The 13,926-nt window shown below is 66.9% G+C and carries 10 protein-coding genes and 2 pseudogenes; 4 read left to right on the top strand and 8 right to left on the bottom strand.

The annotated features are described in order from the left end of the window. Positions 1 to 3: 3 nt before the first annotated feature. From CSW59_RS15365 to CSW59_RS15355, 3 genes are all read right to left on the bottom strand, one after another. Entirely contained in the window at positions 4 to 2,250 is a 2,247-nt protein-coding gene (locus CSW59_RS15365; protein ID WP_099444861.1) for a xanthine dehydrogenase family protein molybdopterin-binding subunit, read from the bottom strand. Next, on the bottom strand, positions 2,243 to 2,806 hold the full coding sequence (locus tag CSW59_RS15360; RefSeq protein WP_099444860.1) for a (2Fe-2S)-binding protein: 564 nt from the start codon (positions 2,804 to 2,806) through the stop codon (positions 2,243 to 2,245). The genes CSW59_RS15365 and CSW59_RS15360 overlap by 8 nt, the downstream gene beginning before the upstream one ends. 102 nt (positions 2,807 to 2,908) lie before the next feature. Continuing rightward, positions 2,909 to 3,877, bottom strand: coding sequence for a LysR substrate-binding domain-containing protein (locus CSW59_RS15355; protein WP_236632239.1), 969 nt, complete (start codon positions 3,875 to 3,877; stop codon positions 2,909 to 2,911). A gap of 139 nt (positions 3,878 to 4,016) precedes the next feature. Here CSW59_RS15355 and CSW59_RS15350 point away from each other — a divergent pair, with 139 nt between their 5' ends. The 4 genes and pseudogenes from CSW59_RS15350 to CSW59_RS15340 all read left to right on the top strand — a co-directional run bounded on the left by CSW59_RS15350 (position 4,017) and on the right by CSW59_RS15340 (position 6,379). After that, positions 4,017 to 4,574 carry a flavodoxin family protein gene (locus tag CSW59_RS15350; RefSeq protein WP_099444858.1) on the top strand — a complete coding sequence of 186 codons (558 nt, stop codon included), beginning with the start codon at positions 4,017 to 4,019 and terminating at the stop codon, positions 4,572 to 4,574. A gap of 6 nt (positions 4,575 to 4,580) precedes the next feature. Further along, positions 4,581 to 4,868 (top strand): annotated as a pseudogene (locus CSW59_RS21660) (alcohol dehydrogenase catalytic domain-containing protein); the annotation flags it as partial. A 131-nt stretch (positions 4,869 to 4,999) separates the two neighbouring features. Continuing rightward, positions 5,000 to 5,632: a zinc-binding dehydrogenase gene (locus CSW59_RS21655; protein ID WP_304441816.1), complete on the top strand. Its 633-nt coding sequence runs from the start codon at positions 5,000 to 5,002 to the stop codon at positions 5,630 to 5,632. Between the two features lie 27 nt (positions 5,633 to 5,659). Next, on the top strand, positions 5,660 to 6,379 hold the full coding sequence (locus CSW59_RS15340) for a carboxymuconolactone decarboxylase family protein (RefSeq protein WP_099444857.1): 720 nt from the start codon (positions 5,660 to 5,662) through the stop codon (positions 6,377 to 6,379). Positions 6,380 to 6,783: 404 nt separating this feature from the next. On the opposite strand, the pseudogene CSW59_RS15335 reads toward CSW59_RS15340, so the two are convergent. From CSW59_RS15335 to CSW59_RS15315, 5 genes and pseudogenes are all read right to left on the bottom strand, one after another. Beyond that, a pseudogene (locus tag CSW59_RS15335) lies at positions 6,784 to 6,954 on the bottom strand (integrase); the annotation flags it as partial. A 104-nt stretch (positions 6,955 to 7,058) separates the two neighbouring features. Next, the gene (locus tag CSW59_RS15330; RefSeq protein WP_099444856.1) at positions 7,059 to 9,077 is read right to left on the bottom strand and encodes a S9 family peptidase; all 2,019 of its coding nucleotides are present in this window, start codon (positions 9,075 to 9,077) and stop codon (positions 7,059 to 7,061) included. A gap of 57 nt (positions 9,078 to 9,134) precedes the next feature. After that, positions 9,135 to 12,245, bottom strand: coding sequence for a TonB-dependent receptor (locus CSW59_RS15325; protein WP_236632238.1), 3,111 nt, complete (start codon positions 12,243 to 12,245; stop codon positions 9,135 to 9,137). 110 nt (positions 12,246 to 12,355) lie between these two features. Further along, positions 12,356 to 13,300 carry a FecR domain-containing protein gene (locus tag CSW59_RS15320; protein WP_161495061.1) on the bottom strand — a complete coding sequence of 315 codons (945 nt, stop codon included), beginning with the start codon at positions 13,298 to 13,300 and terminating at the stop codon, positions 12,356 to 12,358. Then, a complete protein-coding gene (locus tag CSW59_RS15315) occupies positions 13,297 to 13,743 on the bottom strand; it encodes an RNA polymerase sigma factor (RefSeq protein ID WP_255408984.1) in 447 nt (148 codons plus the stop codon). Before CSW59_RS15315 ends, CSW59_RS15320 begins: the two co-directional genes overlap by 4 nt. Between the last annotated feature and the right edge of the window lie 183 nt (positions 13,744 to 13,926).

Genomic DNA, 13,926 nt, shown 5'->3' with positions numbered 1-13,926 from the left:
GCCCTAAGCCTTAAAGGTCAGGCGCGAGAGCGGCATACTCCGCACGCGTTGCCGGGTGAGATGGGAAACCGCGTTGGCCACCGCCGGGGGCACCGCCGGCAGGCCCGGCTCGCCGATGCCGCCCATCTTGGCGCCGCTCTCGATGATCTTCACATGGACACGCGGCATCTGCTCCGGCGGGAGGATCGGGTAGAGATCGTAGTTTCGCGAGGTGCGAAGGCCGTTCTCGTACACGGCCTCCTCCATCAGCACCTGGGACAGCCCCAGGGCGACTGCGGAGTTGACCTGGGCTTCGATGATCGCCGGATTGACGATGCTGCCCGGGTCGATGGCCTGCCAGACCTCGTGAACCCGGACGCGCCCGTCCTCGACCGAGACCTCGGCGATGGCCGCGGTCTCGGTGCCGAACGGCGAGGCCATACCCAGGCCCCGCGCGCGCCGCGAACCGTCCGGGGCCTTGTAGGGCCCGCGCTTCCAGCCGCCCGACAGCTCGGCCGCCGCCTTCAGCAGCGTGATCAGCCGCGGATTGTCCTTCAGCAGGGCGAGCCGTAGCTCGAATGGGTCCTGCTTTCCGGCGTCGGCGATCTCGTCCAGGAAGCACTCATAGAAGAAGTCGTTCATCGAATTGCCGACGGATCGCCAATAGCCCAGCATGGCGGGTCCCTTGACATAGCGCTGGCCGATCCGGCGATTGGCGATCGCGTAGCTCTTGTTGGTCAGTCCCTCCAACGCCGTCGGGTCCAGACCCTGGCGCTTGCCGGCGATGCCCTCCGTGGGCCCCTCCGTGGCGCTGATCGCCTCCACGACCGTCGGAAGACCTTCCGCGTCGAGGCCAGCCCGGAACTGAACAGCCGCCATCGGACGAAGGACGTCCCGATGGAACTCCTCTTCCCGCGACCAGATCAACTTGATCGGCCGTCCTGTGGCCTTGGCCAGTTCAATGGCCTGCGGATAGGGGTTTGCGCTCTCGTAGAGGAAGTGTCGGCCGAAGAAGCCGCCCAGGATGGGCGAATGGATCTTGATCTTCTCGGGCGGGAGGCCCGTGCGCTTGGCCACATCGGCCAGGAACATGTCCGGCGCCTGATTGGGAAACCACAGCTCCAGCAGGCCATCGTGGAACCAGGCCAGGGCCGACGGCGGCTCCAGTTGGCCATGGTTGACGAACTGGCTGTGGTAGGTGGCTTCGATCGTCGTCTTGGCCGCCTGGAACGCCGCGCCGACATCCCCTTTCACCTCGGCCTCGTCGACCTTGATCTGGGAAGCCGCAAGACTCTTCGCGAAGGCTTCCGTCGAGAAGTCGGCGGGCATGTAGCGCAAGGTGCTGTCGGAGCCCGGCTCGCGCCAGTCGACCTCCAGCGCCTCGGCGGCGCGGCGCGCGTCCCACCACCGTTCGGCGACGACCGCCACGGCGCCTGGCAGGCGGTGGATCGAATGGACGCCCCGCATGGCCTTAACCTGATCTTCGTTACCGACGGCGCCGACCGTCAGCCCCAGGCGCGGAGCGTGTTGGACCGCGGCGTGGAGCATTCCCTCGACCCGCTCGTCGATCGCGTAGACCGCCTTGCCGGTGGACTTATCGCGGACGTCAAGGCGAGCGACGCCCTTGCCGATCCATCGGAACTGGGAGGGCGATTTCAGGGACACCGTCGTGGGGTCGGGAACGGGAAGGTCCAGCGCATGCGGCGCCAGCTCGCCATAGCTCAATGACCGCCCCGAGGCCTTGTGCACCACGCGACCCGGCTCGGTCGATAGAGCTTCCACGGGCGCGCCCAGGCGCGGCGCGGCGGCCTGCAGAAGCATATGGCGGGCCAGGGCCCCTAGTCGTCGCATGGTCTCGTAGCTGGTGCGCACCGACATGCTGCCGCCGGTGATGCGCATGACGCCATTCACGACCAGGTAGTCCGGTCCGGTCGGCGCGTTCTCGACGACAAAGGCGGATGGATCGATGTCCAGTTCCTCGCCGACGATCTGGGCCATGGCGGTGAACACGCCCTGGCCGCCTTCCACGAACGGGCTCTGCAGCCGCACCGTGTTGTCGGCTCGGATCTCCAAGAAGGCTGGCACCCTGGTCCCGGGCGCGAAGGTCTTGGCGGCCTGCGCGCGCGCCGACCCGGCGTTCAGCCCGACGCCGAGCACAAGGGCGCCGGCGCCGGCGCCCACCGAACGCAGCAGGAAGCCGCGCCTGGACAGATTGACGGGCCGTTCGTCGAGCTGGAGTTCGGCCAGATCCTGGATGGGAGCCTCAGACATCGGCCGCCTCCGAACCCTCGCCGCGCGTCGCGGCGAGCACGGCGCCCGCCGCGCCAAGCATCACGGCGCTCGTCGCCAAGACCGCGCCTCTATCCGCATCGGCCGTCTTCGCCACGCCCACCAGATCCCGCATCGCCGCCTTGATCGCGTTGTAGGTGCCACAGCGGCATAGATTGACCATGGCCGCGCCGATCTCGTCGTCGGTGGGATGGGCGTTCTGCTTCAGCAGCGATGTCGCGGCCATCACCTGGCCCGACTGACAGTAGCCGCATTGGGGGGCCTGGTGCTCGACCCAGGCGGCGACGACGCGCGCGCCCACCGGATCGGCTTCGATCGCCTCGATCGTCGTGATCTCATGGCCCGCCAGGCCATCGATCGGCGTCACGCACGATCGCGTCACGACGCCATCGAGCAGGACGGAGCAAGCGCCGCATTGCGCGACGCCGCATCCGTATTTGGTTCCGGTCATGCCCAGGTTATCGCGGAGGACCCACAGCAGGGGCGTATCCGGCTCCGCGTCGACCTCGCGCGTCACGCCGTTGATCCGAAGCTCCATCGGGCTTCTCCATCTCGTTTCATGGGGCGCTCGCGACCGTACCGTGCGCGCGCTGCATATAGGGTACGCCCGGCGAAGTTTACACGCCGCGCCGCTCGACGATCAGGGGCCGCTTGTTTCATGCAATGCTGAGCTTGGCTCAACGCGTGGCGTCGCTGGCGGTTCGGACGGCAGGGCCGATTGCAGCCGCGCGGCCAGCCAGTCGATGGCCACGCGTGTGCGAAGCGGCAGGGTCCGGGCCGCCGGCCAGACGAGATAGGTTTCCAGCGGCGGCGCCGGATGCGCGTTGAGGATCGGCTGAAGCCGGCCGGCCTCGATGTGCTCGCGCACCAGCCAGTCTGGAACCCAGGCGACGCCTAGCCCTTTGACAGCCGCGTCGACGATGGCCTCGTGATCGTCAAACTGGAAGCGCCAGTTGAGCTTGGCGATCGTCCGCGCCCCGTCCGCGTCGACGAACGTCCAGTCGAACAGTTGCTCGTTGCGCCAGTAGGCCAGGGCCTCATGTTCGGCGAGATCGGCGATCGTCTCCGGCACGCCCCGGGCGGCCAGATAGCGCGGCGCGGCGCAGACAACCTTGCGCTGCTCGGCGACCTTGCGGGTCTGTAGCGCTCCGCTGTCGCCCGGCCGCCCATTGCGCACCGCCAGATCGAACCGCTCGCCGATCACGTCGACAACAGCGTCGCTGAAACGCAGGTCCAACGCCAGATCCGGATGTCGCGCCGCCAGCTCCAGCAGCAGCGGCGCCACGCAATGGCGTCCAAACAGAACCGGCATCGAGATCTTCAGCGTTCCACGAACCTCGCGACGGCCGGAGTCGAGCAGCGCCTGCCCCGCGCGGACCTCCTGCAGCGCCCGCTGGCAATGCTCGAAGTACGCATGACCGTCCTCGGTCAGGGTCTGGGTCCGGGTCGTCCGGTGGAAGAGGCGCACGCCCAGTCGCTCCTCGAGCCGGGCGATGGTCTTGGCGACCGCCGAACGGGTCAGCGCCAAGCGCTCTGCGGCGCGGGAAAAGCCGCCAGCTTCGACGACCTCCACGAAGACGCCCAGCCCATCGAAACTGTCTCTCGTCACGCCTATTGGCTCCCAACGGGATACAAAGTCGCGATCATTGATCGCCACTGGATACGAAAGATCTACATTATACAGCTGCCGTACACCAGTGGCCGCGCCGAGATTTGAGCGCGCGCTGAATGAAACGGACACCCAGACCATGCAGATCGCGATCGTCTATGACAGTGGCTACGGCCACACCGCCAAGCAGGCGCAAGCCGTCGCCGAAGGCGTCAACCGCGTCGCTGGCGCCTCGGCCAAGCTGATCGCTGTGGCCGACGGCGATATCGATTGGGACACCCTGGCCGCCGCCGACGGCATCATCTTTGGCTCGCCGACCTACAACGGCCTGATCAGCGCCAAGCTGAAGGGCTTCATGGAAGCGTCCACGCGCACGGCGTGGGTTCCCCAGACCTGGCGCAACAAGATCGCGGCGGGCTTCACCAATTCGGGCGCCATGCACGGCGACAAGTTGAATTCCCTCATCTCGATGGCGCTGTTCGCGGCCCAGCACGGGATGATCTGGGTCGGTCTGGATCTCTTCCCCGGCAAGACCAACGAAGAGCTGAACCGCGTCGGCGGCTGGCTCGGCGCCATGGCTCAGTCCGACGAAGCGCCGGCCGAGGTCACGCCGATCGCCAGCGATCTCGCCACCGCCGCTCATCTTGGCCAACGCGTCGCCGAGATCGCCGCGCAGTTCCGCGCGGGCAAGGCCTGAAGCGCCGTGCGCACCGTCGGCTACGCCGCCAGCTCCCCTACCAGCGATCTGGCGCCCTTCGACATCGAACGGCGTCCACTGCGCGCGGACGACGTTCTGATCGAGGTCGAGTTCTGCGGCGTCTGCCACACCGACCTCCATATCGCCCGCAACCACGGGGGCTTTACGAACTATCCCGTCGTGCCCGGGCATGAGGTGGTCGGGCGCGTGACCGCGATCGGCGCCGACGTCACGCGCTTCAAGGTCGGCGACCGGGTCGGGGTCGGCTGCATGGTCGACTCGTGCGGCCATTGCGGCTCCTGCCAGGCCGGGTCGGAGCAGCACTGCGTCGAAGGCGCGACCTTCACCTACAACGCCGTCGACCGTCATGACGGCCGGCCGACGTTCGGGGGTACTCCAAAGCTCTCGTGGCGTCGGAGCGCTTTGTGCTGTCGATCCCCGCCGCGCTCGATCCGGCCCGCGCAGCTCCCCTGCTCTGCGCGGGGATCACCGTATGGGAGCCGTTGCGCCGCTGGGGCGTGGGCGAAGGCGTGCGCCTCGCCGTCGTCGGCCTGGGCGGGCTTGGCCAGATGGCCGCGAAACTCGGCAAGGCGATGGGCGCCGAAGTCACGGTGTTCACGCGCTCGGCCAGCAAGGTCCAGGACGCGCTCGATCTGGGCGTGGACGCGGTGGTGATCACGTCGGATGACGGACAGATGTCCGCGGTCGCGGGCCGCTACCATCTCGTCATCGATACGATCCCGTACGCCCATGACCTGTCGCCCTACCTGTCCACCCTCGCGGTCGGCGGCGATCTGGTCATCGTCGGCTACATGGGGCCGCTGACGCCTCCCGTCCCGGCGGGCGCCCTCGTGCGGGGCCGTAAGACCGTCGCGGGCTCCTTCATCGGCGGCGTCGCCAACACCCAAGCGATGCTGAACTTCTGCGCCGAGCACGCCATCGCCCCAGATATCGAGCTGATCGCGATCCAGGACATCAATCAGGCCTTCGCCCGCCTGGAGGCTGGCGACACCCATCGCCGGTTCGTCATCGACCTAGCCTCGCTCTCGCAAGCCTGACCACACGCTCTTTCCGGACACGCCCTCATGACCACGCCTCAAGATCCCACGCTCGCCCTGTTCAACATTGTGGGCAGCGTCTCCCCGGTTCTGGTGACCTACACCCAGGACAAGATCGTCGACGAGCTCTGGAGCCGCCTCGGGCTTTCCCGCCGTGACCGGGCGATCGTCACGGTGTCCACGCTGGTCGCCCGCAACGCCCAGCTCGCCTATCCGCACTATCTGGAGAAGGCGCTCGACAGCGGCTTAGAGCCATCAGAGCTCTCGGAACTGATGACCCACCTGGCCTTCTATGCCGGCTGGCCCAACGCCTTCGGCGCGATGGCGACTCTGAGCGCGATTTTCGCCAAGCGCGGCGTCACGACGGACCAACTACCGGGCGTCTCGGAGGATCTCATCCCGCTGGAGGAGGCAATTCCCGACGAGGCGATCCGCGCCAGCTTCATCGCCGAAACCGTGACGCCCGTGTCGCCTTCGCTGCAACACTTCACCGACGACCTTCTGTATCATGAAGTTTGGCGCCGCCCGGGCCTAGCGCCGCGCGACCGCGGCCTGGCGACCCTCTCGGTCTTGGCGGCCTCGGGCCAGAGCGATTTCCTGCCGTTCTACTTCAGCCGCGCTCGCCAACAAGGCCTGACCGTCGAGCAGTTCGGCGAGGCGCTGTCGCATATCGCCTTCTATGGCGGCTGGGGCGCGGCGATCCGCGCCGCCGGTGTGCTGAAGACGTCCCTACAGGGCGAAGGCTAAGCTCATATCGACTGGGCGCAACCGTTCCGCGCTCGCGACAGAGGGGGGGGCGGCTTCCCAAGGTCCGCGACGAGTCAGGGCCGGCCGCGGCGGGCGCACTAGATTTTGGTTCCAGCGCGGTGCGCAGGAGCGGACTTTCCCAGGGTCGGAGATGAGTCGAGGCTGTGTGAAAACGCGGAATCCAGACGTCTCGCAAAAGAGAACTTTCGTCTCCCGACCGGCCACCATGAGCCACAGAGCGCCTGATCGACGATTTTGGATGTCTAGCGAAGGGCGTTTTGTGGCCCGCAGGAGTTTTCACACAGCCTCAGTCAAATTCTGCAGTTGGCGCGCCTTCAGGAACGCGATGTTCAGGGGAGGCGCGTCGTGGATTCGGACCGCGTTAAAGCTGGTGGGCCGTTACGCTAGAGGTTGATCTGCTCAAACACCTCCAGCGCGTCATCGACCTCGATGCCAAGGCATCTGGCCGCGCCGTCGAGCTTCCTGTGTCCGAGTAGAAGTCGGCATGCCCGCAAGTTACCGGTCTTCTTGTAGATTTGCGCCACCTTCGTTCGGCGGAGACTGTGCGTGCCGTATCCTGAGGCTGGCGCTACCTGGGGTCAGGGCAACGCTGACCGAGAGACAGAGAAGCGAGCGGGTCTAAGGCGTTGGCGAGGGCATCCGCGCTATCTTGGCGCGGCTAGTCATTCTCGCCCTCGCCGGGCGCGGACGCCCAATCATAGCCCTGCCCCAGGACCCGCTTGCTGAACCAGTCCATCTGGACATTCACCTGGAAAAGTCGGTGACGCAGCTCCCGGAAATTGTGCGGCTCGCGCGGCGCCAGGTAGAGCTCGCTCTCCACGCCGAGCGCCTTCAACGCGCGATGGAGCATCACTGACTGCGTCCAAGGCACGCGCACGTCCTCGGCGCCCGCCAGGATAAGGGTCGGCGTCTTGACCTTGTCCAGCTGGCTGAGCGGCGAGTACTCGGTATATAGATCGCGGCGCGCGGCCGAGCCATAAGGCGGCGTCAGGAACCACTCGCTGCGCTGCCAGCGGGTGTCCGAGGTCAGGTACATCGACGGCCAGTCCACTGCGCCAGCGCCCGAGGCCGCGGCCTTGAAGCGATCGGTGATCGTGATCAGGCGGTTGGTCATGTGACCGCCGGCGCTCCAGCCCATCACGCCGAGGCGATCGGGGTCGGCCATCCCCTTGGCGACGAGATGATCAACGCCCGAGAGCACGTCCTTGTCGGCGTAGCGGAAGTAGCCGCCGTTCATGCCCTGGAGGAAGGCGTCGCCATAGCCGGTGCCGCCGCGATAGTTGACGCTGAGCGTCATCACCCCCTTGGCCGCCAGCAACGGGTTGAAGCGACCGTAGGAAAAGATGTTGAAGACGTCCGACGAGCGCGGGCCGCCGTGGCTCTGGACGATCAGGGGATAGCGACGGCCGGGCTGGTAGTCGAGCGGATAGGTCACCAGGCCTTCCAGCGCTTGACCGTCGGGCGCGGTCCATTGGATGGCCGCCTGGCGCGGCAGGCGATAGCGCTGAGCGATGTCGTCATGGGCGTGGGTGACCTGCGCAGCCCTCGCGCGCCTGGGGTCCAGCCGGAACACCTCGCCGGGCGAGGTCGCCGAGGCCTTGAAGAACACCAGAGTCTTGCCGTCCCGCGTCAGGGTGACGTCGCTGGCGGCGTGGTCGCCGCGGACCAGGGGCCGCACAACCTCTGTTGCGACATCCACACCAAAGATCTCGCGGCGCACGCCCGTGGTGGCGGTGATGTAGATCTCGCGGCCGTCGGCGGACCAGACGGCGTCTTCGATCTCGTAAGGCAGGCCATGGGCCAACTCGCGCGGCGCGCCGCCAGCGGTCGGCAGCACGAAGAGGTTGGGATTGACCGTGCCGTAGCGACCGTTCTCGGCTGTCGCCAGGAACAGCGCCCAGCGACCATCGGGCGACAGTCTGGGGCCGTTTTCCTGGAAGTCATTGTCGGTCAGGCGGCGGGCGGGCGCGTCGCCGGTCCGCAGCCACAGCTCGGACTTGGGATTGTCGTCCAGCAGGCTGGAGGGTGCGCGGCGGTAGAGTACGCTGGCGCCGTCGGCCGACAGGTCATAGGCCTCAACCTCGAAATCGCCTTCGATGACCGGCTCGACCTCGCCGTCGGCGAGCGCGATGCGCCACAGGCGCGCGCGCGCCTGCCGGGTCTCGAACGGCAGCATGTCGTCCTTTTCGCGTTTGCGCTTGGCCAGCGCCTTACCTTCCGGCGCATCAGCCAGGAAGTAGAGCCAGGCTCCGTCGGCGCTCCAGCGCAGGTTCGAGGGGGTGGTTTTCAATCTGCCAAGGCGGCGCGGCTCGCCGCCGTCGATTGCCGACAGATAAATCTGCCGGCCGCTATCGTCCTCGCGCTTGGCTATGAAGGCAAAACGCTTGGCCTCGGGCGCCCAGGCCACGCCCAAGGCCGGCCCCTCGACCATTCGGCGCGGATCCGCGCCGTCGAGCCCGATGCGCCAGAGGTCCTCGCGCACCGCATTGGCCTTCCAGTCGACGCGTCCGACCGCGTAGAGCACGAAACGCCCGTCCGGCGAGACCTTGGGATCGGAGAGCTTCTCCAGGCCCACGAGATCGGCGGCGGTCATGGTTTTCGGTGCGGATTGGGCCTGCGCGCCAGGGCTCGCCAGTAGGCCGCTGACGGCCAGGGCCGCCAGGTGGAAACGGATCATGGAGGGCTCCGGAACAGGGCGTGCCGCCGGCGCCGCATGGGGCGCCGGCGAAGCGGACTAGAACGCGACCTGGAGGCCCAGGGTGTAGGCGCGGCCCGTCACGCCGTAGACGGCGCTATAGTTGTAGTCATTGCCCGACTCCGTGCCGCTGGGCAGGAACGGACCTTGGTTGTCGAAGATGTTCCGCACCGTGCCAAACAGGCGGAAATCCTTGTTCTTTGTGTTGGGATAGAACTTCACCGACAGATCGTGACGCCAGAAGGCGTCGACGTTCAGGTAGAGCGGATTGGCCACGCCGCTGGCGGCGAAGTCCGCAGCCGCGTCGTTGTCGTCCACCGCCTTGCCGAGATAGTTGGCGCTCCACTGCACGTTCCAGTGGCGGCTGCGCCAAGCCATGCTCGCCCGGGCCTCATGCTTGGACGTACCGACCTCGCCGACATCGTCGGCCAGGCTCACCCCATCGATGCCCTGGTAGCGTGTTTGCAGCTTGAGGCGACGGCTGTAGTTGACCCGGAAGGTGAAATCGCCCGGCACGTTCCATTGATCCAGGTCGAAGCGATAGCGCAGGGCCACGTCGACGCCGGTGGCGCGCAGGTCGTCCAGGTTCTCCTGCAGATTCATGATCTTGCTGATCTGGCCTTCGGCGTCGCGAGTGATCACCGAGCAGAAGCGGTTGTCGCCACCGGCGGGCGCCGAGTAGCACTCCCGCATCAGCTGGGCGTTGGACAACGATGAAATCGCGTCGGTGACTTTGATGTCGTAATAGTCGACGGAAAGGTTGAAGCCCGGCAGCGCCGACGGCTGCAACACTAGGCCGATGGTCAGGGTATCGGCGGTTTCCTCCTTCAGGTCGGCATTGCCGCCATTGGGCGCGTTGACGCTGGTGACGTCCGAAACGAACTGGCCGGTCTGGGCGATGGCCGCGGCGATGCCGGGATTGGCGCGGCAGTTCTGGGCCACAGTTCCGGCCGTGCTGGCCGAGACGCCCGAGCAGATGTCGACGATGTCGTCGAAGTCGTCGCGCGGCGGCGAGTAGAGCTCGGTGGTGTCGGGCGCGCGCTGGGCGCGGCTCCAGGCCGAGCGCAGGCGCAGGCCGCGCACCGGCTCCCACTGCACCCCTGTGCGATAGCTCAGCGTCGTGCCGACCTTGGACAGGTTGTAGTCGGCGATGCGCAAAGCAGCGTCGATCTCGAGGCGGCGGGCGAACGTCACATCCCTGAGCAGCGGGACCGAGGCTTCGACGAAGGCCTCCTTGGCCTCGATCACGCCAGCGTACTCGGGGATGTAGGCGTAGTTGGTGAGGCCGCTCTGGGTGAGCGCGTCGGTGGTCGTGCGGGTCTTGTCACGCCGCAGCTCAAAGCCGATGGCGGTCTCCACGTCGCCGGCGGGCAGCGTGAAGAGCGGGCCGGTCATGTAGGCTTCGAAAGTATCCTGGCGGTTCTGCGGGCGATACCAGATGTCGGCGCGCACATAGTTGGCCATGTCCGGCGTGATCGACCCGATCCCGAAGAGGTTGAGCGGCACGCAGCCGGCGGCGCGCGCGGCCGCGTCACGGCACTGGACCACCCCGGCGCTGGTGCGCTCGGCGTTCAGCGCGTTCTTGACGTTGGCCAGGTTCAGACCGTTCTCGCGCACCTGGTAGCCATCGTATTCGCCATAGCCGTAGGTCGCCGCCCAGTCCCAATCGCCGAACATCTTACCCTCGGCGCCAGCCCAGCCGCGTAGCGTGGTGCGGCGGTTATAGATCCGCATCTCGCCTACCTCGGTCATGCGCCGGCGGAAGCTGATCGACGAGGTGGCGAAGTTGTAGATTTCGGCGGGCACGAACGGATTGGTCCGCGCGATATTGCCGATCGAGAACTCGTCGTTTGTCCCGTAGGTTATCGAGTTGCTGAGGCCATAGGGCTCGCGAGTCGAGTGGGTCTCGACGCGCGAGGCCTGGAACTGGGCCCAGAATTTCAGGTTCGGCGAGACGTCATAGGCGATTCTCAGGGCGCCGGACGTGCGTTCGGCGGGCGTGATCAGCGTGCCGTTGAGGCGGGTCTCATAGCCGTTGAGGGCGGTGACGAAGTCGCGCTTCAGGCCGGTCTCGTCATAGTAAAAACTGCTGCTGCGAAAGCGCCCGCCCGGCGTGTAGGTCGACAGATCCGGCGTCGAGACCGTGTTGGTCCCGGGCGCGTAGACCACCGACTGCAGGGCCCAGTCACGATCGCGGGCGCGCAGGGCGTTCTGGCTTTCGAAGGTCGCCGCGGCGATCACATAGAGCTTGTCGTCCAAGAAGCGGCGACCCGCGCCGACCGAATACTCGGTGCTGCTGCCGCCGCCGGCGTCAGTGATCCCGGCCACGGCGCGCGCCTGCACGCCGTTGAGGCTGGTCGTGGTGATAATGTTGACGACGCCAGAGATGGCGTCCGAACCGTAGACGGCCGAGGCGCCGCCGGTCGTGACCTCGACACGGTCGACAAAGAACTGGGGAATGGAGCTGAGGCTGACCGCGTTCATATTGCCGGCGTTCGACACCGTGCGATGGCCGTCGATCAGCGTCAGGGTGCGGTTCTGACCAAGACTACGCAGGCTGACCGTCGACAGGCCATTGTCCTGCACGGCCGACTGGCTGGTCGACAGGTTGATCCCGATGTCGACGCCGGGCAGGTCTGTCAGGGCCTCGGCGATGTCGATATAGCCGCTTTCCAGCAGATCCTCGCGTTCGACGTCGACCACGGGCGACGGGCTGTCGAAGGTGGTGCGGCGCAGGCGCGAGCCCGTCACCACCACCTCTTCAACCTCGACAGAAGGTGCTGGATCTACGGCCGCGAACGACGCGGGCTGAACCGACGCGGCCTGGGTCGCGCCCGGCGCGCGCACGATCAGCGCCCCGCTGCCGTCCTCGATGACCTCCAGGCCGGCCGCCCCGGTCAGACGGCGCGCGGCTTCTAGGGGCGTGTAGCGGCCAACGACGGCGCTCGCACGCCGCCCCGCCACGGTCTGCGGCGAGAACAGGATATTGGCCCCGGTTTCCTTGCCCAACTCTCGCAACGCCTTGTCCAGCGCCTGGGCCGGAACGTCCACACTCACGGCTTGCGCAAAAGCCCCACCGGCGACCAGCAACACGCTCGCCGCGGCCGAGCCGGCCAAGATCCGGCGCAGCTGGCCAGTTTTCCCCGTCATCATCGAAATCTAAAGTCCCCTCATGCCCAAGCTTCTCGGGCTTTCAGAAACCTGACGACGGGGACCGAATTTTCCTCAGTAACTTTTTGATCCGTCGGGTGACGATCAATTCATGCCCCATCGCGCGGTCGGATCAGCAGTCCGCCGCCATTGGCTTGAACCTCGAGGTCCAGCAGGGTCGCGACCGAGCGCGAGAAGGCCTCATTGTCACCGGCCTTGTACACGCCGCTGATGCGCAGTCGGCCCAGCGAGGCATCCGACAGGGCGATGCGACGGCGGCTGTAGCGGTTCATTTCCGCTAGGGCCTCGTCGAGCGTCTGATCGTCAAACACCGCTTGGCCAAACCGCCACGCCATGGCCGACTGCACATCGGCCGCCTCGCGATGGATGCTCCCATGCTCGGCCATGACCACCTTCTGGCCCGCCGAGGCGATAATGCGGCTGGACGGCTGGCCCGGTGTCATGACCAGCACGTGGCCTTCGACCGACAAAACCGAAACGCTCGACGACAAGACCGAAACTCCAAAGGCGTCGCCGCCGTCGCCGATGATCTCCTGGCCTTCGGCCGAGACCACGAACGGACGGGCCGGATCGTGGGTCGCCCGGAAGAAGGCTCGGCCCTTGTCAAGGCCCGCGCGCCGTTGGCGCTGGTCGATGCGCACGCTCAGACGGCTATCGGCGTCCAGCAGCACCGAAGAGCCGTCGTCCAGGTTCAGGGTCCGGGTCTCCCCCACGCCCGTGGCGTAGACGGTCGGCGCGAAGGCCAGCCAGCCAAGGCCAACCGCCGAGACGCCCGCGCCTGCCAGAACAGCGCGGCGCGCCAGGCGGCGCCGTCGCCGACGCGCCTGAGCGGCGATCTCAGGATCATGGCGCAACGCGCCGGCCAATTCCCAGGTCGCGGTCAGGGCGTCAAACGTCGCCCTGCGCTCTTCGGAGGCGCTGACCCAGGTCTTGAACTGCGCCTCGTCGACGGCGGTGCGCGTCTCGCTGCGCAGCCGCGCGAGCCAGTTGGCGGCTTCGCGCCGTACGGCGTCTTGATCGTGGGGGGGCGTCACCACTGTTCCGTCCATTTGGTCAGAAAGAGGCTCGCCTTGGCCACGTGCTTCTCCACGGCGCTGACCGTGATGCCCAGCTGCTCGGCGATCTCCCGATACTTCAGCCCTTCCAGTCGGTGAAGCAAAAAGACTTCGCGCGTGCGGGGGCTGAGGCGCGCCATGCCAAGCTTGAGGCGCGCCAGCCGGTCGCGGGTGCGCAAGACCTCGTCCTGCAAAGGGTGGGCGTCGGCCGGTGTGTCGGTGATAAAATCCAGGCCGTGTTCAAGGCGTCGGGCGCGTTGGCGTCGCTCGTCGATCGCCAAATTGACAGCCGCCCGCGCGACGAAGGCTTCGGGATTGGCGACGGCTTTGTCGCGTCGGTACTCCAGCATCCGCACCATGGCGGACTGCACGACGTCCTCCGCACCCGCTGGATCACGCGTAATGCGGGCGATTCGGCGCACGAGCCCGCGCCACCCCTCTTCCTGCACAGCTACTATTCCCCGCCCGACCTGAAGGCGCGCTTCTTCTGCGGCGGCGCCTCTTCGCGTCAACGTCTAGCAGTGCAAGGCGGGACGATCGGCGTCAACTGACTGCGATTTAACCAGGGCGCCTGGCGGCCTGCAGCTCGCCCGAGACGGGCGTGA

Origin of the sequence: Caulobacter sp. BP25 (genome assembly GCF_002737755.1) — a bacterium.
Classification (GTDB): domain Bacteria; phylum Pseudomonadota; class Alphaproteobacteria; order Caulobacterales; family Caulobacteraceae; genus Caulobacter.
The sequence above is the reverse complement of the archived record's forward strand: the minus strand, read 5'-3'. Positions and strand labels throughout refer to the sequence as shown.

What these genes read in the sequence shown, in the direction of transcription:
- CSW59_RS15360 (WP_099444860.1), bottom strand. Translation starts at nt 2,806, where the DNA reads ATGGAGCTTCGGATCAACGGCGTGACGCGCGAGGTCGACGCGGAGCCG.
- CSW59_RS15340 (WP_099444857.1), top strand. Translation starts at nt 5,660, where the DNA reads ATGACCACGCCTCAAGATCCCACGCTCGCCCTGTTCAACATTGTGGGC.
- CSW59_RS15325 (WP_236632238.1), bottom strand. Translation starts at nt 12,245, where the DNA reads ATGACGGGGAAAACTGGCCAGCTGCGCCGGATCTTGGCCGGCTCGGCC.
- CSW59_RS15365 (WP_099444861.1), bottom strand. Translation starts at nt 2,250, where the DNA reads ATGTCTGAGGCTCCCATCCAGGATCTGGCCGAACTCCAGCTCGACGAA.
- CSW59_RS15330 (WP_099444856.1), bottom strand. Translation starts at nt 9,077, where the DNA reads ATGATCCGTTTCCACCTGGCGGCCCTGGCCGTCAGCGGCCTACTGGCG.
- CSW59_RS15350 (WP_099444858.1), top strand. Translation starts at nt 4,017, where the DNA reads ATGCAGATCGCGATCGTCTATGACAGTGGCTACGGCCACACCGCCAAG.